The sequence below is a fragment of the Altererythrobacter lutimaris genome (genome assembly GCF_013371495.1).
In the GTDB taxonomy this organism is placed as follows: domain Bacteria; phylum Pseudomonadota; class Alphaproteobacteria; order Sphingomonadales; family Sphingomonadaceae; genus Erythrobacter; species Erythrobacter lutimaris_A.
In genome coordinates this window covers 1,921,587-1,939,821 of the sequence record NZ_JABWTA010000001.1, presented here as the reverse complement: position 1 = coordinate 1,939,821, position 18,235 = coordinate 1,921,587, and the positions used below count along the sequence as shown (strand labels likewise).

Below are 18,235 nucleotides of genomic sequence, written 5' to 3'. Positions count from 1 at the left end.
TAACTGCCATGAATTACATTCTCGTACCCATTCTCATTATCCTCTGCATCTTGGTGGTTGTGTCGCTCGTTCGCGGGATCGTCGCATTTCTGAAGACGACTAAGGTCGACCTCGAAAGCGGAGAAGGCGAAACCGTCACGGAAATGCAGCTGATGCAAAACAAGGCGATGTTCGCCCGCATCAAGTATCAGGCGCTGGCGATCGTGGTCGTCGCGATTATTCTTGCAGTCTCGCGCTGAGCATACCGCTCCAGACTATGGTCAAGCTCAACAAGATCTATACGCGCACTGGTGATGACGGGACAACAGGTCTCGTGGATGGCTCTCGCGTGGCGAAGGCAAGTCTACGGATCGAAGCTATCGGCAAGGTCGACGAAGCGAACTCCGCGATTGGGCTCGCGGCAGCGGCCCTCGACGATGGAGAGCACGCTCAGAACCTTCTCCGGGTTCAGAATGATCTTTTCGATCTCGGCGCCGATATTGCAACGCCGGCTGAAGATGGTGACTTCGCGCCCGGTGAGATGGTGCTGCGCGTCGTGCAGCCTCAAGTCGACTGGCTGGAAAACGCAATTGACGCGGCGAACGAGGCATTAGAGCCGCTGAGCAGTTTTGTATTGCCCGGCGGAAGTGAAGCGGCCGCCCTTACCCATGTTGCACGTGCAAGCGCGCGAGCAGCTGAGCGCGCGATGACGGCTCTCGCAGCTGCGGAGCCGACCAACCCTGCAGCGCTTGCCTACATCAATCGTCTCTCTGATTACCTCTTTGTGCTTGCACGGGTGTTCAACGATAATGGCGCTGCTGATGTCAAGTGGGTGCCCGGCGCCAACCGCTAGCCCCCAAGCCACTAGCCAGACCTCTCTACGCTCGCTAACAGGCGCGCCAACAGTCATGCTGCACTTGCGAAATGCAGCATCGGGATAAGGACGGGTACTATGCAGACAGTTGGCGTAATTGGCGCAGGCCAGATGGGAACGGGCATTGCGCAAACGGTGGCACAGCACGGTATGAAGGTGCTGCTCTCCGATCTTGATCTTGCGCATGCTGAAGCTGGCAAGAGCAAGATCGACAAGGCTTTGACCAAGCTGGTTGGTCGCGGGAAGCTCGAAGCGGACCAGGCTGAGGCTATACTTGCTCGCGTTACTCCAGTGGCTGATTATGCGCCGATGAGCGATGCTAGCCTCATCATCGAGGCCGCGACAGAACGCGAAGAGATCAAGCAGAGCATATTCGAAGCTGTTGGCAAGATGCTTGCTGATGATGCTGTGATGGCGTCCAATACAAGTTCTATCCCGATCACACGGATGGCAAACTATTCGCCCGATCCCCAGCGCTTCATAGGATTGCACTTTTTCAATCCGGTGCCAGTCATGGGGCTGATTGAGGTCATCCCTGGCCTTGCGACTGCACAAGAAACCACCGATCGCATCACGGCTTTTGCCGAAGGCTTAGGTAAGCAGGTCGTCCTCAGTCAGGATGAGCCTGGATTTGTCGTCAATCGCATTCTTCTGCCGATGATTAATGAAGCCATCTTTGTGCTCGGCCAGTCAACTGCGGGAATTGTCGATATCGATAAAGGGTGTCGCCTAGGCCTCAACCATCCGATGGGTCCGTTGGAGCTGGCTGACTTCGTCGGCCTCGACACCTGCCTCGATATCATCAAGGTCCTCTACAAGACGACCCGCGACAGCAAGTATCGACCTGCGCCATTGCTTGTGAAATATGTCGAGGCGGGCTGGCTTGGCCGTAAGACAGGACGCGGCTTCTACGATTATACCGGCGAAGCGCCGGTGCCGACGCGCTAGTCGCCATTGCTAGCCACCAAGAGGGCCGTTCTCGTGCAGTACCCAAAGCGCGATAGCAAGAAGAACTGCGCCTCCTGATACCCCCCATCCGATCCAGCGAATGCCCGGCCTGCCGGGCGTATCGACCTCATGTGGGGACAATCGCTTGAATGTTGCGGTCGCTCGACGCTCTGCAGTGTAAGCGACGACTGCGCCAAGAAGAATAAATGCGGTTGCGATTGCACGAGCGAGCCAGGGCGGATCGAATTCGCCGAATACAGCGCGAAAAGCCAATCCTATGCCGATGGCGGCAAAGGCTGTACGCATCCAGCCTGCAAAGGTACGCTCCATCGCCATGATGGTGCGGTCTTCGGCCAGATCGGTACGCTCTTCAGCAAGATCGTTGGAATTATCGGATTTCTGTTTGGCCATAACTTTCGACGACAGTCACATCGCCGGAAGGTGGCTGAGAGTCAAACGTCTGCTGCTCAAAGACTTGAGCATCGGAGGGTTGGGTGTCGAATGGCTGCGGATCGTCAGGTGTGGGGTCAAAGCCTGTTGTATCGTCGATCAATTCTTCTTCATCAGTGAAGAACGTATTGTCGCCGAATACAGGTTCTGACGGCTGCCGCGCAGGCCGTGCTGCAGGCTGCGGCAAGCGCCCGACATCACGTGCCGGGATCTGATCGCCAGAGGTGTTACGAGAAATCTCATCGGTGGCAGCCACCAAGGCGCCACCATCCTCTTCCGTGCCGACTAGCAGCACGACGCTTGCCATAGTTGCGCCCATGAAAATGAGCGCGCCTTTAGGGCCCTTGAAGATTCCTGCCGCCATTTGGCGGAGGATAAAACGAGAAAGTTAATGCTTAGTGGACCGCGCTCTATTCGCCAGTGCGTATAGTTGTTCTAGCGCCTCGCGAGGCGACATGGAATCGACGTCAAGGTCAGCAATTTCATCGAGCAGGGCGAGTGCCGGATCTTCACTATCTTCGCTCACATGCTCGATCGCATCAAATAGAGGCAGGCCTCCCAATCCAGCGGCTAAACCCCCGGTTTCCTTGCGGTTTTCCTCAAGCTTTGCCAGCACTTGCCTGGCGCGCTTGACCACGCGATCGGGCACCCCTGCAAGCCGCGCCACAGCCAGCCCAAAGGACTGATCCGCCGCGCCACCAGTGACTTCATGAAGCAAAATCAGGTCGCCCTTATATTCCCTCGCGCGAACGTGGTGCAGTGAAAGCGCTTCGCAACTGTCAGACAGGCGTGCCAGCTCGTGATAATGAGTGGCAAACAGGCAGCGGCACCGGATTTGCGAGTGCATCGCCTCAGCAACCGCCCATGCCAGCGCCAAGCCGTCATAAGTCGACGTACCGCGCCCGACTTCATCCAAGATTACAAAACTGCGCTCGCTTGCCTGCGCGAGAATAGCGGCGGTCTCCACCATCTCGACCATAAAGGTAGAACGTCCACGCGCCAGATTGTCAGACGCGCCGACGCGGCTGAACAGGCGGTCGACGAGACCAATCCGCGCGCTGCTTGCCGGGACAAACCCTCCAGCCTGCGCAAGCAGGACAATCAAAGCGTTCTGCCGCAGGAATGTCGACTTACCCCCCATATTGGGGCCGCCAATGAGCCAGAATCTGTCAGTTGATGATAGGCCACAATCATTGGCGACAAAGCGCTCACCGCTCTTGACGAGCGCTGCTTCGACCACGGGATGTTTGCCTTCGCGAATGTCGAGCACTGCTTCATCTGCGATCTTGGGTCTGCACCAGCCACTTTCTGCCGCGCGCTCTGCCTGCCCCGCGCTAACATCAATACGCGCAATCGCAGCTGCGGACTGTGCGATGGCTTCGCGCGTGCGAAGAACAAGCGCCACCAAGTCGTCGAAATGTGCGTCTTCTGAAGCAAGCGCTAGCCCGGCAGCCTCTGCAATCCGTGTGGCTTCTTCGTGCAGCGCGACTGAATTGAAGCGCACTGCGCCTTTCATCGTCTGGCGGTGTGTGAAGCCGCTGTCCTGCGCCATCAGAGCGTCTGCGTGACGGCTGGGCACTTCGATGAAAAATCCGAGCACGCCATTGTGCTTGATTTTCAGCGAAGCAATTTCGGTTTCCTCGCGGTAGCGTGCTTCCATTGCAGCAATCGCGCGGCGCGCATTGCCTGAAATGCTGCGCAGTTCGTCGAGCGATGCATCGTAGCCCTCCGCAATATAGCCACCATTCGAGCGCTCAGTCGGCGGGGATGGAACAAGCGCTCGCGCCAGCTCGTCAACCAATGCGCCATGCCCCGTCAATTCCGGCAAGAGGCTTCCGAGAAGCTTGGGTTGATCACTTTTGACTTGGAGGAACTCATGGATTTGCTGCGCCCCTGACAGTCCATCGCGGATTTGTCCGAGATCGCGTGGACTGCCGCGTCCTGCTGCGATCCGGCCCAGAGCACGCGCGAAATCAGGCTGAGCGCGCAGTTTCTCGCGCAGCTCAGCACGCGCGATCGGATCGTCATGGAGCCATTGGACGAGCGCGAGGCGTGCTTCAATGGCTGAGCGGTCCAGCAAAGGCGCAGTCAGATCCTCTGCGAGCAGTCTTGCCCCTGCGCCAGTAGAGCATCGATCAATAGCCGCAATTAGGCTGTGCTCGCGGCCGCCCGATTGGCTGGCGAGGATTTCCAAACTGCTGCGGGTCGCTTCATCCATCGCCATGATCTGAGCGGAGCTGCGCAGTTTGGGCGGCAGAAGCAGCGGCAAATTTCCGCGCCCCACATGCTCCATGTAAGCGATGAGCCCACCGGCCGCTGCCAGCATAGCGCGTGAGAAATCGCCAAAGCCATCAAGCGTCGCGACTTCGTGGATTTTCTGAAGGCGCGCGCGCCCCTGATCGCTGGAGAAATCAGAAGGGTCGCGTTCGATTCGTTCATCGGGTTCAATGCTCCAGCCTTCTGGAACAACGACTTCGCTAGCACTTAGCCTTGCCAAAGCCGCGGATAGGCCATCAGGCGCGCATGCCTCCAGCATCATCGCACCGGTCGAAATGTCACAGCTTGCAATGCCAATGGTACCGCGAACTTCTGCAAGCGCCGCCAGAACATTTGCGCGGCGCGGTTCAAGCAGCGCGTCTTCTGTCAGCGTCCCGGCGGTAACAAAGCGGACGATATCTCTTTTGACCAGAGCTTTGGAAGACGGTGTGCCTTCGCGTTTGGCGCGCGCTTTTGCTTCCTCGGGCGTCTCAACCTGTTCTGCGATGGCAACCCTGCAACCGGCCTTGATAAGCCGCGCCAGATAGCCTTCAGCCGAATGCACCGGAACACCGCACATCGGCACGGGCTCTCCGCCATGTTCACCGCGCGTCGTCAAAGCGATGTCGAGGACTGCAGACGCTTTCTTTGCATCGTCAAAGAACAACTCGAAAAAATCGCCCATGCGATAGAACAGCAGGCAATCCTCTGCCTCTTCCTTGAGGCCAAGGAATTGCTGCATCATCGGCGTGGGTTTGGTCGCGGTCTTCGCGGTCATGCAACCGGACTACTCACGATGCGTGCGATTCGGGAGTCGAAACCCGACGCCTTTCCCCTATCGTTTGCTGGCGCATCGGTTTAGAGGGCTGATGACAGCGAACAGGAGACCCCGCTTGGCGGACGAGAACGAGCAAGACCCGGTCAGTTTCACTACCCGTGAAGCCTTGTTTTACCACGAGACTATTCGTCCCGGTAAGATCGAGATCATTGCGTCCAAACCCATGGCGACGCAGCGCGATCTAAGCCTGGCTTACTCGCCGGGTGTCGCAGCGCCCGTTGAAGCGATTGCCGAGGACCCAAGCACAGCTGCGCGTTACACAGGCCGCTCGAACCTTGTCGCGGTGATCTCTAACGGCACAGCCATTCTCGGGCTCGGCAATCTGGGAGCACTTGCATCCAAGCCTGTGATGGAAGGCAAGGCGGTCCTGTTCAAACGCTTTGCTGATGTCGATTCCATCGACATCGAGCTTGCAACCGAAGACCCTGAGAAGTTCATCGAAGCGGTTGCGTTGATGGAGCCGAGCTTCGGCGGGATCAATCTGGAAGACATCGCAGCGCCGGAATGCTTCATCATTGAGCAGGCTCTACGCGAGCGGATGAACATCCCGGTCATGCATGATGACCAGCATGGTACCGCGATTATCTCTGCGGCTGGCCTTATCAATGCAGCACATCTGACAGGACGCGAGCTTAAAGACTGCAAGATGGTGGTGAATGGCGCCGGAGCTTCAGCGCTTGCCTGTACAGCGCTCATCAAGTCGTTAGGTGTCCGGCATGAAAATGTGATCGTCTGTGACCGTTCTGGGCCGATCTATCCGGGCCGAGAGAATGTCGATCAATGGAAGAGCGCGCATGCTGTTGCGACAGATGCCCGCAGCCTGGAAGAAGCGCTGGAAGGCGCTGATATCTTCCTCGGCCTTTCCGCTGCAGGGGCGCTTAAACCCGAATGGGTCGCGAAGATGGCGAAGCAGCCGATCATCTTCGCAATGGCGAACCCCACGCCGGAAATCATGCCGGATGAAGCCAAGAAAGTTCGCCCGGATGCAATTATCGCGACCGGTCGGAGTGACTTCCCCAACCAGGTCAATAACGTCCTTGGCTTTCCCTTCATCTTCCGCGGCGCGCTTGATGTGCAAGCAACAACGATCAATGAAGAGATGAAGATGGCTGCGGCCACGGCGATTGCTGAGCTTGCTCGGGAACGCGTGCCGGAAGAGGTCGCAGCTGCCTATGGTTCAAACCAGAAATTCGGCGTCGATTACATCATCCCGGCACCCTTTGATCCGCGCCTGATCGAAGTCGTTTCATCAGCGGTTGCGAAAGCCGCGATGGATTCAGGTGTTGCGCTGGCTCCGATCGAGGATCTGGACGCATATCGTCACGAGCTGAAAGCGAGGCTCAACCCGACGACGAGCGCGCTTACTCGGGTCTACGAAGATGCGAAGGCCAATCCCAAGCGGGTGGTGTTTGCAGAAGCCGAAGAGGAAGTCGTTCTTCGTGCTGCGATCCAGTATCGCGACTTTGGTTATGGCACCCCGATCCTTGTTGGCCGGACCAAAGCTGTAGTCGACAAGCTGCACCAGCTATCTGTCGCTGATCCTGGCAGCTTCGAAATCCAGAATTCAGCGACGTCCGAGCATGTGCCGGCAATGGTCGACTATCTCTACAACCGCTTGCAGCGCAAAGGTTACACTGAGCGCGACGTGCGCCGGATGGTCAATCAGGAGCGGAACACGTTTGCATCGCTGCTGGTCGCGCTCGGTCATGGCGATGCGATGATTACCGGTCTTACGCGGACCTTTGCGCAGAGCGCGCGCGAAGTAAATCGCGTGCTTGATCCCAAGCCCGGAGCATTGCCTTTCGGTATCCACATGATGATCGGCAAGAACCATACGACGTTTTTGGCCGACACTACGATCAATGAGCGCCCGAGCGCAGAGCAGCTTGCGCATATCGCCAAGGAAACAGCAGCGGTGGCGCGCCGCATGGGGCACGAACCGCGCGTCGCGTTCCTTTCTTATTCGACTTTTGGCAATCCTCCGGGGCGTTGGCTGGACAGCATTCGTGAAGCGGTTTCCATCCTCGATGAAGAAAAGCCCGGCTTCGAATATGAAGGTGAGATGGCGCCGGACGCTGCGCTCAATCCCGGTGTGATGAAATACTACCCGTTCAGCCGCCTGTCAGGGCCTGCCAATGTCCTCGTCATGCCCGGCCTTCAATCCGCGAACCTGTCTGCTAAATTGCTGCGAGAACTTGCTGGCAACGCGACCATTGGCCCTATGTTGATCGGTATGGAGAAGCCCGTGCAGATCGTACCTATGACAGCGATCGCGCCTGATGTTCTGACATTGGCGGTGCTCGCGAGCGCTGGAGTGGTGGGCTAAAACATGAGTGATACTGCACGATACGTTCTGACAGTAACCGGCAGCGACCGGCCTGGACTGACATCTGAATTGTCCGAAGCAGTCCTCGCTGCTCAAGGCAATTGGAAGGAAGGCCATCTCAGCCGCTTGGGCGGGCTCTATGTCGGGTCGGTTCTGGTGGAGATCGAGCCCGAGCAGAAGAGCAATCTCGAGCAAGCCATTGCTGCAATTGATGGCGGGCTGGAGGTGCGCATATTCCCGGCTGAAAGCGATGCAGACACTTCGGGCAGCCTGCTCCTGTTTGAGCTTGTGGGGCAGGATCGACCCGGCATAATCAAGCAAGTCAGTTCAGTGCTGGCGGGTCTTGGCGCCAACATCGAAAGCCTTTCGAGTGGTGAAGAAATGGGCGCATGGGGCGGCGAACATCTGTTCCGTGCAGAAGTCCTCGCGATCCTGCCCGATGGTGTGACACCTGAGCAGGGCCAAGCGGCGCTTGAAGAAATTTCCAGCGAGATCATGGTCGATTTCAGCTTTCAGAAGGATTTTGGCTAAGCTGCGTGGACGCGCCAATCAGGTCTGCGAAGTCCTTGGTTACGCTGCATTCAGCAACCTTTTGATACAATCTGCGACACCTGCTCGATGAAAGCCGCGCTATTATCGGTGCTCTAAGGAGGTGGCGCATATGCAATCGCCCGTTCAGTTCGGCGCTCAAACGCTCGCTTTGCATCGCTTTGGTCTTGGTGCGCGCCCTGGTGAGTATGTCGGCGATGATCCGCGTGGCTGGGCGCTTGATCAGCTTCAACGATTTGAGCCTGCGCCAGAGGCATTGACCGAATTGCCTTCGCGCGGCGAACTTATGACGGCATTTGCCGACTATCGCGCAATGGTGAGGCGTGAGCGCAACGCTCGGCAAGATAGTCCTTCGATGGATATCGCTGGAGCCGCAATGGCGCAGCAGCCCGACGCCGCCGCCGCAGATCAAAGACGGCGAAACCGGCGCGGCAATGGACCTAATGCCTTAAGGCTGGAATTTATCAAGGCTGCCAATGCGAGGACTATGTCGGCCATCACAACTGAGACACCATTTGCCGAACGGATGGTGCATTTCTGGTCGAACCATTTCGCTGTGTCGGCAGACAAGCAGCCGGTCGTTCCACTTGCAGGCAATTACGAATTCACTGCGATCCGTCCGAACATCTTGGGCAATTTCCGCGATCTGCTGTTTGCCGCTGTCACGCATCCGGCGATGATGCTGTACCTGGACCAAGCACAGTCCATAGGTCCAAATTCAATGGTCGGACAGCGCACTGCGCGGCGTCGGCGCGAGAACGGACGGCAGCTCGGCCTGAATGAGAATCTGGCGCGTGAAGTGCTGGAGCTGCACACGCTAGGCGTGCGTACCGGCTATAGCCAAAGCGATGTCACGGAGTTGGCTCGAGCGCTGACAGGCTGGACAGTTGCAGGCCTGGCGCGAGGGCGATTTGCTCGGCTTGTCCCGGGCGAACCCGGCGAAACACGCTTTGTTGAAGCGATCCATGAACCGGGCTCACGCACTATACTCGGCAAACGTTATTCCGAAAGCGGCGGCGAGCAAGCGATGGCTGTGCTGACAGACCTGGCGCGTTCGCCGAAGACCGCCCGACATCTGGCGACGAAGCTGGCGAGGCACTTTGCCGCCGATGAACCGCCCGAGGCGATGATTGCGCGGCTTGAAGAGGCCTATCTTTCATCAGACGGCGATTTGTCGACGGTTTATCAGGCGCTAGTGAATTCGCCCGAGGCTTGGGATGCGAGCACGCCGAAGTTCCGCAGTCCGTGGGACTGGACCATCGGCATGCTGCGCGCGGCGGGTATCGACCGCTTGCCCGGACGCCGCGGTCTCGTCCCTGTTTTCCAGCAGCTCGGCCAAGGTGTCTGGCTACCCGGCAGCCCCGCGGGTTGGGGCGATACGACCGCAACCTGGGCAGGCCCCGGCGCTTTGATGATGCGGGTCGAAGTCGCGCAGCAAGTCGCCAATCGCATCGGCAATTCGCTCGATCCGAGAAATGTCGCTGAACGCGCCATGCCTGATGGTCTCAGCGAAGCGACAACGCTCGCAATTGCACGTGCTGAACAACCTTCAACCGGCATGGCATTGCTTTTTGCCAGTCCCGAATTCCTGCGGAGATGATCTGATGACTATTTCCCTCAAGCGTCGCCATTTGCTGAAAGGTGCAGGGCTCGCGGGTGCTATCTCAGCTTTCCCGAACCTTGCCTTTGCCGCAGCCCCTACCGACCAGCGGCTGGTATTCATCATTCAACGAGGCGCGGCTGACGGACTTGCGCTGGTTCCGCCACTGGGTGATCCTGACCTGCAGCGTTTGCGTGGCTCCTTCATGGATGATGGTGCAGCGCCGCTTGATGGCATTTTCGGGCTGCATCCGGCTTTGCAGGAAACGCGAGAGCTTTTCGCAAGCGGCCAAGCGCGTGCGGCACATGCTGTTGCCACGAATTACCGCGATCGGTCTCACTTTGACGGGCAAAACGTGTTGGAGAGCGGCGCAACGCGGCCTTACGCAGAACCAACAGGCTGGATTGGACGAATGCGCGACGCTTTGCCTGACCCATCAGGCCAGGCGCTTGCAATTGCGGCCTCTGTTCCGCTTGCAATGCGAGGCAAGCAGCCCGTGGCGACTTTTGTGCCAAACCGGTTGCCAAATGCGAGCGAGGATCTGCTGCTGCGTCTGTCGACGCTTTATAACGAAGATGCTTTGCTCGCTCCGCTATGGTCCGAGGCGATGAAAACCAAGGATCTTGCAGGCGATCTTGCAGGCAATAATGGCCGCAATGGCGCGCAATTGGGCGAGCTCGCAGCGCGTTTGATGGCCCCTGAAGATGGCGCGCGCATGATGATGATCGAGACTGGCGGCTGGGATACACACTCCAATCAGCGCGGTCGATTAAACGGACAATTGCGCGGATTGGATCAGCTTCTCTTGGGCCTAAGGAATGGGCTGGGCGGTGCATGGGCGAACACACTGATCATCGTCGCAACGGAATTCGGACGGACGGCTGCGGTCAATGGCACGCAAGGAACCGACCACGGCACTGCCTCAGCTATGCTGATGCTGGGTGGAAGCCTTGGTAGTGGTCCGATGGTGGAAGCTGATTGGCCAGGCCTCTCGCAAGATGCCTTGTTCCAGGGCCGCGACCTGAAACCGACAGCGAGCTTTGCCGACATCGTCACGCGCGAGCTCGCACGGCATTATCAAATGGATCGCGCTCGCCTAAGCGGCGTCTTTGCGTAACTGACTGGCGACCAAGATATCCAGCATTGATCTTGCAACCGACTGCGCACTCTATGCGTTGAGCCACTGACAATCGCGTTGAGGGCATGCCAAGGGGGGCAAGACATGAAAGCCATAGGATACCGCAAAGCCGGATCATTGGACCGCGAGGATGCGCTGATCGCGTTCGAAGCAGAGCGGCCAAGCGCACTAGGCCACGATGTCCTCGTCCGTGTGCAAGCGGTCTCTGTCAATCCGGTTGACTGCAAGATCCGCACGAACCGCGATCCTTCGGGTGATACTCCCGCTATTCTAGGGTGGGATGCGGTTGGCGAAGTTGTCGAGATTGGCGAAAAAGTCACGCGCTTCAATATCGGCGATATAGTCTGGTATGCCGGTGCAATTGATCGCGATGGGACTAATGCCGAGTATCACGTGGTCGATGCGCGCATTGCTGGCCGCGCACCGCAGTCGATTAGCGCTACCGAAGCAGCAGCGCTGCCGCTGACTACTCTGACCGCCTATGAAATGCTGTTCGATCGCTTGCGGGTGCATGATCCGGTGCCGGGCGCAGCGCCTGCGGTCTTGATCATCGGCGGAGCCGGCGGCGTGGGATCGATTGCGATACAACTACTCAGGGCCAAGACCGATCTTCATGTCATCGCTACCGCTTCGCGGGACGAGACCCGCGCATGGGTGAAAGAACTCGGCGCGCATCATGTAATCGATCACTCAATTCCACTCGCTGAGCAAGTTGAAGGTCTTGGCCTTGGTGCGCCGGGCTTTGTTTTCTCGACGACGCATACGCACCAATATCTTGAATCCATTGCAGAGCTGATCGCACCTCAGGGGCGGTTCGGACTGATCGATGATCCAGATGGATTGGACATTCGCTTATTCAAGCAGAAGTCGATCTCAACCCATTGGGAGTTCATGTATACCCGCTCGCTGTTCGGTACGCCGGATATCGCGCGGCAAGGCCAGATCCTTGATGAAGTGGCAGGGCTGGTGGATGCAGGGCAAACCCGGTCGACAGCGACAGAGAACTTGGGGCCGCTATCAGTCGAGAACCTGCGCAAGGCGCACGAAATGCTGGAAAGCAAATCAGTGCGCGGTAAGCTGGTACTAGAGGGCTTCTAACGGCGGCGCCGCCTACGCTCGCTCGGTTTCGTGTACCCATTCGGTAAGGTCGATCCAGTGCACTCTGGGCTTCGCGGGATCGACTAACACAGGCACGGTGCCGCCTTGGAGCTGATCAGATAAATCGACCCAGATAGCGTCGCTGGTAAAGCTCGCGAGCTTGCCGGTCGCGGGATGGGTTGCTTGTGCAGTTACCTTATATGGACTGCGCCCATTGATCGTGACGGATGTATCGCGATAACACCGCTTGACCTTTGCTTCGATCCGCATGCCGCGTTGTTTGAGGCTCTCGATTGTTGCCTTCCGGCGCTGATAACCGATCACAAACCATCCGCCGATCAATGCGAAAACCCCTCCTATACCCCCGAAAACCAAAGGGAAAAGATAACGCTGGCTGAAGCTATCAATGATCGCTTTGCCGGGCTTAGCAGGGTCGTAGATCACTTCCACCTGCTCACCGCGGGAGAAAGCCGCAGGCGAGCTTTTAACTGAGCCAGTCACTTCGTGGCGCGTGCCCCTGACATCAGTGAATGTGAAGACGGGTGCGTAAGTTGCATCGCCATCGCTGTCATAGCTTCGCTCCAGCGCGATCACTTCGCCTTGGGCGCGCAAGCCATTGGTTGCGACTTGATAATCGCGGAACACAAAGAAGCCTGCGATGCTGACAAAGACCATCCCGAATGCAGCGAAGAACAGGCCAAATTTCGCAAGACTTTTCGACATCACGGCGCCCTCCCTACAATCGCTAGCAGCTATCGTTTGCGATAGCGGAAATACCATACCTCATGATTGTAGACGGTACGCGCTTTGTGTTCATATCTGGTTTCCGGCCAGCCCGAGGGTCGCGTATCCCAGCTCGTCCGATCCTTCACAACCCATTCAAATTGCTCGGTAAAGCGCTGCATGACCATGAGTGCATGCCGGACATAAATCGGGTGGTCGGTACCAAAACGCAGTTCACCGCCGGGTTTGAGCTTGTCTGCGAACAATTGGACCGGCCCGTCATTCATCATCCGGCGCTTGGCGTGCTTGTTCTTGGGCCATGGGTCGGGGTGAAGTAGGTAGATCATGGTGAGCGCTCCATCGGGGATGCGCTTCAACACATTGATCGCATCGCCATGGAACAAACGAATGTTCGCAAGTCGCTTTTCATCCATGTGGCCGAGCGCTTGCGCGACGCCGTTCAGGAACGGCTCTGCGCCGATAAACCCATGATTTGGCAGCAAATCTGCGCGGTAAGCGAGATGCTCACCACCACCAAAACCGATCTCGAAATGGAGCGGGCAGTCCTCTCCAAACAGCCCTTCCGCTGTGACCGGACCTTCATCCGGAACAGCAATTTGCGGCAAAAGATTTTCGACTAGACCTTGTTGGCGAGGGCGCAGCGGCTTGCCCTGACTGCGGCCATACAGCCTGCTCAGAGTCGTCGGATCGCCTTCCTTGAATGCTGACATGGCGAGCGCGCTAGAGCGATCAGATAGCCTTTGTCCAGCGGTAGATGATTGGAGATGATACCTAGATGACCCCGAGATGGGTGGAGATAAAGCTTGAATCGCGCCTTTAAATGCATAGGTCGCGCGCGCAATGAATTACCTGACCGAACTCTTCGATAGCCAGCCCGTTTGGGTCCAATCCTTGGCTGGCCTCATCGCGCTCGCGGCAGCTGCGTTGCTGGTGAACTACATCTTGAAGCGTGTGATCCTGCGCGCCGCGGCACCTCTGCTCGATGAGCAAACCAACACGTCCGATAAAGCGGCAGCCTGGCTCGCCACCGTCATACCGCTGCTCATGATTTCGCGCGGCATTGTTTTCGTGCCGAACCTTAACGAGGCCGTGACGACCGTTGTCGTCAATGTCGCCCAAGCACTGATCGCGATTTCGATCGCCATGGGGATGGTGAAGGGGCTCACCTATCTGAACGAGCTTTATGAGCGGCATCCGCGCTCCAAGAACCGGCCGATCAAAGGGTTTATCCAAGTTGTGAAGATCGCTGTCCTTTGCGGCGCGGCAATCATCATGATCTCTGTCCTGATCGATGAGTCACCGCTGCTCCTGCTGTCCGGTCTTGGCGCTGTCACCGCAGTTCTCTTGCTGGTCTTCAAGGATACGATCCTGTCTTTGGTTGCGAGCGTCCAGCTTACGACCAATGACATGCTGCGCGTTGGCGACTGGATTGAAATGCCGAGCATGAATGCTGATGGCGATGTGATCGATATCTCGCTTCACACAGTCAAAGTGCAGAACTTCGACAAGACAATTGCCTATATTCCCACGCATCGGTTGGTGTCCGATTCCTATCGCAACTGGCGCGGAATGTCGGAGAGCGGCGGACGCCGGATCAAGCGCGCGCTGATGATCGATCAGAATTCGGTTCGCTTCATGAGTGATGATGAAGTGACTGGCCTCAAGCGCTTCCGAGTGCTGAAAGATTATCTCGCGGCCAAGAAGCAGGAAATCGCCGAATGGAACGCGTCAGAACTGGCCGGCGAAGATGCGATCAATGCGCGGCGCATCACCAATATCGGGACGCTTCGTGCTTACATTATCGGCTATCTTAAGAGCCATCCCAAGATCAACGACCAAGGCTTCACGCTGTTGGTCCGGCAATTGCCCCCCGGCCCCGAGGGTCTGCCGATCGAAGTCTACTGCTTCACCACGACCACCAATTGGGGCGAGTATGAAGGCATCCAGGCTGATGTCTTCGATCACTTGCTCGCGATCCTGCCTGAATTCGATTTGCGGATTTTCCAGGAGCCGAGCGGTCTGGATATGCGCCAGCTTGGAGCGGCAAGCTAGCCTGCGCAAGAGCGGCGTGATCTAGGCTTCGGCAATCAGTATGTGCGCACGCATCGGGGCGAGCAAGGAACCGTCCGGTTCGCAGTAAGCAGCGCAGTCCTTTTCCATCCGATCTATCAGCGCAAGGATCACGTCGTCGCTCGCCGGGTTCGCGAAATCCATGATCGGTTGGAGGGTGCCGTCCGGGGCTGGACGACCGAGAAATGCGATATCGAAAAGCACGAAGGTGCGAATGTCAGGCAGCGGCGACAATCGGCTTTGCACCTCGATTGAAGTGGATTTGAAGCCAGCCGCTTCGGCCAGACTGCTGATTTCGTCGCGATCCCCGAATGAAAAGGGCCCAAACGGGACGAGATCGCTACCAAGGGCGTCGGAAATCGCTCTTTCGAAGGCATCGAATACCGGTAAGCCGTCACGAGCATTGCACCAGATCGAGAAAGCGGCACGGGCTCCGGGTTTCAATACGCGGCGCGCTTCACGCAGGCCGGCCAACTTGTCGGGGAAGAACTGGAGGCCCTGCTGGCACAAGGCCGCATCAAATGTGTCGTCCGCAAATGGCAAGCTTAGCGCACTGGCTTCGATAAATGAGATCTTGGGAGAAGAATTGCTCGACATTGAGCGGGCTTTGGCGATCATGGCGGGAGCGACGTCGATTGCGTCAATCTGTTCCACTTGGTCAAGCCGCGCCAAGAAACGGCTAACGATGCCGGTGCCGCAGGCGATGTCTATCACCCGACCATGCGGGCCTGCATAATCAAGTAGAGCCTCGACCCAAGGCTCGAAAGCAGGTTCAAGGTATTGACCATAAAGGTCTGGGGGCGTCCTTCCGGCGAGGAATTCCGGTACGAGCGGCATGAGAAAAATACTCCGGGATCGGGCGCAGTATCTCATCAAGCAGCCTTGAGGTCCAGACAACCATTCTCCGCACAGAAAACGCCCGGAGTGTTTCCACCCCGGGCGTTCCAATTCCCATCCAAGATTGAACTTGGTTTTAGCGGATCAAGCGGCTTCTGCAGCTTCGTCTGCGTCGCGAAGAACATATCCGCGGCCCCAGACCGTTTCGATGTAGTTTTCGCCATCGCAGGCATGGCTCAATTTCTTGCGCAGCTTGCAGATAAAGACGTCGATGATCTTGAGTTCAGGCTCGTCCATACCGCCGTAGAGGTGGTTGAGGAACATTTCCTTGGTGAGCGTCGTGCCTTTGCGCAGGCTCAGCAGCTCAAGCATCGCATATTCCTTGCCGGTCAAGTGAACGCGGGCACCATCGACTTCAACGGTCTTGGCATCAAGGTTCACGGCAAGCTTGCCGGTGCGGATGATCGACTGGCTGTGGCCTTTCGAACGACGCACAACTGCGTGGATGCGTGCGACCAGCTCTTCGCGGTGGAATGGCTTGGTCACGTAATCATCAGCGCCGAAGCCGAAGCTGCGGATCTTGCTGTCCATTTCGGCAATGCCTGAAAGGATCAGAACCGGCGTCTGCACCTTGGCAACACGCAGCTTCTTCAGCACGTCATAGCCGTGCATGTCCGGCAGGTTGAGATCGAGCAGAATAATATCGTAATCATACAGCTTACCGAGATCCAGGCCTTCTTCGCCCAGATCGGTAGAGTAGACATTGAACCCTTCCGTGGTCAGCATCAGCTCGATAGCTTTTGCTGTTGTTGGTTCGTCTTCAATAAGCAGCACGCGCATGGGTTGGTCCCCCTTTAGCCCCTGTTCGCGGTAACCCCTCGTCAAGAGAGATTGACCTGTATTAACCACACGAGGTCTGAACGGAAAAGGTTAACAACCCGTGAAAGGTTAAGCCGATTTAACTGCGAGTCTTTTTGGCAACACCACGTAAAGCCTGACAATACGCGAGGCTACGGAGACTAAAGCGCGGCGAGCTTCTTCTGCCGGCGGCGCTGCGCGCTTGAGCCTATGCTTATAGCCTCGCGGTATTTGGCCACTGTGCGCCGTGCCAGATCGAACCCTTCTTCGTTAAGAAGTTCGACCAGTTTGGCATCCGACAGGACTTTTTTAGGGTCCTCTCCATCGATCAACGCCTTAATGCGGGACTTGATTGCTTCGCTTGATGCGCCTTCGCCATCGCCTGAACCGCCGATCCGCGCGACACCGCTTGTAAAGAAGTATTTCAGTTCAAAGCAGCCGCGCTCGCAATCGAGATATTTGTTGCTGGTGACGCGGCTAACGGTCGATTCATGCATGTCGATGCTATCTGCGACTTCACGCAAGGTAAGCGGTTTGAGTTCGGATACGCCTTTGCGAAAGAAACCGTCCTGACGTTTGACGATTTCTGACGCAGTCTTGAGGATTGTCTTCTGGCGCTGGTCCAATGCCTTGATCAGCCAGTTTGCATCCGAGAGTTTTTCGCGCAGCCAGTTATGCGCGTCCTTGTCGGGCGAACCGTCGCGAAGCTCTACATAATATGTTCGGTTGACGATGAGGCGCGGCAAGGTCGCTTCGTTGAGCGAAATGTCCCAGCTTCCCGCAGCGTTCGATTTGACAAGCACGTCAGGCACCACCGAGCCGACGGTGGATGAACCAAGGGCAAGGCCAGGCTTGGGATCATAGCCGCGCAATTCGCTCAGCATATCAGCAAAGTCTTCATCATCGACCTGGCACATGCGTTTCAATCGAGCGATATCTCCGCGCGCCAGCAAATCGAGGTTAGCGATGAGCTTCTGCATGCACGGGTCATAGCGGTCCGCTTCGCGTGCCTGGATTTCCAGGCATTCGGAAAGAGTGCGCGCCCCGACGCCGCTTGGGTCAAGCGACTGGACGCGCTTCAATGCTGCTTTGACATCCTGCCTGTCGACCCCGAGATCAGCGGCGATATCGCGCAGATCAAACGCCAGATATCCGGCTTCGTCGAGCAATCCGATAAGATGGCGCGCAATGAACAGCTCTGCGGCGCTTTGAGTGACTGCACCGATTTGCGCTTCAAGATGGTCCGCCAGGGACAGCTCGCTGGTCGCCCGGTCGAGCGGCGAAAGATCATCATCGAGCGAATAACTCGCGCCCGACGCCGCCCAATCGCCGCTTTCATCAAAGCCTGTGCCGGCATCGCCGGTGTCAACGTCGCGATCGATCGCGTCGCTATCGATATCGAGCGGAGCCTCGGCTTCGCCCTGACCTTGCGCGATCAGCTGGTCTGCAGTGAACTCCTCGCGCGGCACATCGTCAGGCTCGCCTTCGGTTGGCGTGGCTTCGCGTGCAACTTCGCCCGCTTCGAGGAGCGGGTTCGCTTCCAACGCTTCTCCGATAAAGGCTTCGATTTCCAGATTGGAGGCTGCCAGCAGCTTGATCGCCTGCTGCAGCTGCGGCGTCATCACCAAGCTCTGCGATTGGCGGAGATCCAGTCTTGGTCCAAGCGCCAT

The 18,235-nt window shown here is 57.4% G+C and carries 17 protein-coding genes; 9 read left to right on the top strand and 8 right to left on the bottom strand.

The window, feature by feature from the left end; genetic code table 11:
- Positions 1-8 precede the first annotated feature (8 nt).
- From HUO12_RS09315 to HUO12_RS09305, 3 genes are all read left to right on the top strand, one after another.
- Positions 9-239 (top strand): HIG1 domain-containing protein, encoded by a 231-nt coding sequence (locus tag HUO12_RS09315; RefSeq protein WP_176273292.1) that lies wholly within the window; start codon positions 9-11, stop codon positions 237-239.
- Between the two features lie 17 nt (positions 240-256).
- Positions 257-832: a cob(I)yrinic acid a,c-diamide adenosyltransferase gene (locus HUO12_RS09310; RefSeq protein WP_176273291.1), complete on the top strand. Its 576-nt coding sequence runs from the start codon at positions 257-259 to the stop codon at positions 830-832.
- A 99-nt stretch (positions 833-931) separates the two neighbouring features.
- Positions 932-1,801 (top strand): 3-hydroxyacyl-CoA dehydrogenase NAD-binding domain-containing protein, encoded by an 870-nt coding sequence (locus HUO12_RS09305; protein WP_176273290.1) that lies wholly within the window; start codon positions 932-934, stop codon positions 1,799-1,801.
- Positions 1,802-1,810: 9 nt separating this feature from the next.
- Here the strand turns inward: HUO12_RS09305 and HUO12_RS09300 are convergent, their stop codons facing one another.
- Genes HUO12_RS09300 through mutS form a run of 3 tightly spaced genes read right to left on the bottom strand, consistent with a single transcriptional unit; the run spans position 1,811 to position 5,285 of the window.
- A complete protein-coding gene (locus tag HUO12_RS09300; RefSeq protein WP_176273289.1) occupies positions 1,811-2,212 on the bottom strand; it encodes a YidH family protein in 402 nt (133 codons plus the stop codon).
- Positions 2,190-2,615, bottom strand: a complete 426-nt coding sequence (locus tag HUO12_RS09295) for a hypothetical protein (RefSeq protein WP_176273288.1) — start codon at positions 2,613-2,615, stop codon at positions 2,190-2,192. Before HUO12_RS09295 ends, HUO12_RS09300 begins: the two co-directional genes overlap by 23 nt.
- A 24-nt stretch (positions 2,616-2,639) precedes the next feature.
- On the bottom strand, positions 2,640-5,285 hold the full coding sequence (mutS, locus tag HUO12_RS09290; RefSeq protein ID WP_456298149.1) for a DNA mismatch repair protein MutS: 2,646 nt from the start codon (positions 5,283-5,285) through the stop codon (positions 2,640-2,642).
- A gap of 115 nt (positions 5,286-5,400) precedes the next feature.
- Here mutS and HUO12_RS09285 point away from each other — a divergent pair, with 115 nt between their 5' ends.
- From HUO12_RS09285 to HUO12_RS09265, 5 genes are all read left to right on the top strand, one after another.
- Complete coding sequence (locus HUO12_RS09285; protein WP_232367356.1) at positions 5,401-7,671, top strand: NADP-dependent malic enzyme; 2,271 nt, start codon at positions 5,401-5,403, stop codon at positions 7,669-7,671.
- Between the two features lie 3 nt (positions 7,672-7,674).
- Entirely contained in the window at positions 7,675-8,202 is a 528-nt protein-coding gene (locus HUO12_RS09280) for a glycine cleavage system protein R (protein WP_176273286.1), read from the top strand.
- 130 nt (positions 8,203-8,332) lie between these two features.
- Positions 8,333-9,820, top strand: a complete 1,488-nt coding sequence (locus tag HUO12_RS09275; RefSeq protein ID WP_176273285.1) for a DUF1800 domain-containing protein — start codon at positions 8,333-8,335, stop codon at positions 9,818-9,820.
- A 4-nt stretch (positions 9,821-9,824) separates the two neighbouring features.
- A complete protein-coding gene (locus HUO12_RS09270) occupies positions 9,825-10,937 on the top strand; it encodes a DUF1501 domain-containing protein (RefSeq protein ID WP_176273284.1) in 1,113 nt (370 codons plus the stop codon).
- Between the two features lie 105 nt (positions 10,938-11,042).
- Positions 11,043-12,056, top strand: coding sequence for a zinc-binding alcohol dehydrogenase family protein (locus HUO12_RS09265; RefSeq protein WP_176273283.1), 1,014 nt, complete (start codon positions 11,043-11,045; stop codon positions 12,054-12,056).
- A gap of 12 nt (positions 12,057-12,068) precedes the next feature.
- Here HUO12_RS09265 and HUO12_RS09260 read toward each other — a convergent pair whose 3' ends face one another.
- A complete protein-coding gene (locus tag HUO12_RS09260) occupies positions 12,069-12,779 on the bottom strand; it encodes a DUF3592 domain-containing protein (RefSeq protein ID WP_176273282.1) in 711 nt (236 codons plus the stop codon).
- Positions 12,780-12,808: 29 nt separating this feature from the next.
- On the bottom strand, positions 12,809-13,510 hold the full coding sequence (gene trmB / locus HUO12_RS09255) for a tRNA (guanine(46)-N(7))-methyltransferase TrmB (protein WP_176273281.1): 702 nt from the start codon (positions 13,508-13,510) through the stop codon (positions 12,809-12,811).
- Between the two features lie 130 nt (positions 13,511-13,640).
- Between trmB and HUO12_RS09250 the strand changes: the two genes are divergently transcribed.
- Entirely contained in the window at positions 13,641-14,852 is a 1,212-nt protein-coding gene (locus HUO12_RS09250) for a mechanosensitive ion channel family protein (RefSeq protein ID WP_176273280.1), read from the top strand.
- A 21-nt stretch (positions 14,853-14,873) separates the two neighbouring features.
- Here HUO12_RS09250 and HUO12_RS09245 read toward each other — a convergent pair whose 3' ends face one another.
- From HUO12_RS09245 to rpoN, 3 genes are all read right to left on the bottom strand, one after another.
- Positions 14,874-15,707 (bottom strand): class I SAM-dependent methyltransferase, encoded by an 834-nt coding sequence (locus HUO12_RS09245; protein WP_176273279.1) that lies wholly within the window; start codon positions 15,705-15,707, stop codon positions 14,874-14,876.
- A 144-nt stretch (positions 15,708-15,851) separates the two neighbouring features.
- Positions 15,852-16,547 (bottom strand): response regulator transcription factor CtrA, encoded by a 696-nt coding sequence (gene ctrA / locus HUO12_RS09240; RefSeq protein WP_176273278.1) that lies wholly within the window; start codon positions 16,545-16,547, stop codon positions 15,852-15,854.
- A 179-nt stretch (positions 16,548-16,726) separates the two neighbouring features.
- Positions 16,727-18,235 carry an RNA polymerase factor sigma-54 gene (rpoN, locus tag HUO12_RS09235; protein WP_176273277.1) on the bottom strand — a complete coding sequence of 503 codons (1,509 nt, stop codon included), beginning with the start codon at positions 18,233-18,235 and terminating at the stop codon, positions 16,727-16,729.

Coding starts and splice junctions, on each gene's coding strand:
- HUO12_RS09315 (WP_176273292.1), top strand. CDS start 9: ATGAATTACATTCTCGTACCCATTCTCATTATCCTCTGCATCTTGGTG.
- HUO12_RS09310 (WP_176273291.1), top strand. CDS start 257: ATGGTCAAGCTCAACAAGATCTATACGCGCACTGGTGATGACGGGACA.
- HUO12_RS09305 (WP_176273290.1), top strand. CDS start 932: ATGCAGACAGTTGGCGTAATTGGCGCAGGCCAGATGGGAACGGGCATT.
- HUO12_RS09300 (WP_176273289.1), bottom strand. CDS start 2,212: ATGGCCAAACAGAAATCCGATAATTCCAACGATCTTGCTGAAGAGCGT.
- HUO12_RS09295 (WP_176273288.1), bottom strand. CDS start 2,615: ATGGCGGCAGGAATCTTCAAGGGCCCTAAAGGCGCGCTCATTTTCATG.
- mutS (WP_456298149.1), bottom strand. CDS start 5,285: ATGACCGCGAAGACCGCGACCAAACCCACGCCGATGATGCAGCAATTC.
- HUO12_RS09280 (WP_176273286.1), top strand. CDS start 7,675: ATGAGTGATACTGCACGATACGTTCTGACAGTAACCGGCAGCGACCGG.
- HUO12_RS09275 (WP_176273285.1), top strand. CDS start 8,333: ATGCAATCGCCCGTTCAGTTCGGCGCTCAAACGCTCGCTTTGCATCGC.
- HUO12_RS09270 (WP_176273284.1), top strand. CDS start 9,825: ATGACTATTTCCCTCAAGCGTCGCCATTTGCTGAAAGGTGCAGGGCTC.
- HUO12_RS09265 (WP_176273283.1), top strand. CDS start 11,043: ATGAAAGCCATAGGATACCGCAAAGCCGGATCATTGGACCGCGAGGAT.
- HUO12_RS09260 (WP_176273282.1), bottom strand. CDS start 12,779: ATGTCGAAAAGTCTTGCGAAATTTGGCCTGTTCTTCGCTGCATTCGGG.
- trmB (WP_176273281.1), bottom strand. CDS start 13,510: ATGTCAGCATTCAAGGAAGGCGATCCGACGACTCTGAGCAGGCTGTAT.
- HUO12_RS09250 (WP_176273280.1), top strand. CDS start 13,641: ATGAATTACCTGACCGAACTCTTCGATAGCCAGCCCGTTTGGGTCCAA.
- HUO12_RS09245 (WP_176273279.1), bottom strand. CDS start 15,707: ATGCCGCTCGTACCGGAATTCCTCGCCGGAAGGACGCCCCCAGACCTT.
- ctrA (WP_176273278.1), bottom strand. CDS start 16,547: ATGCGCGTGCTGCTTATTGAAGACGAACCAACAACAGCAAAAGCTATC.
- rpoN (WP_176273277.1), bottom strand. CDS start 18,235: ATGGCGCTTGGACCAAGACTGGATCTCCGCCAATCGCAGAGCTTGGTG.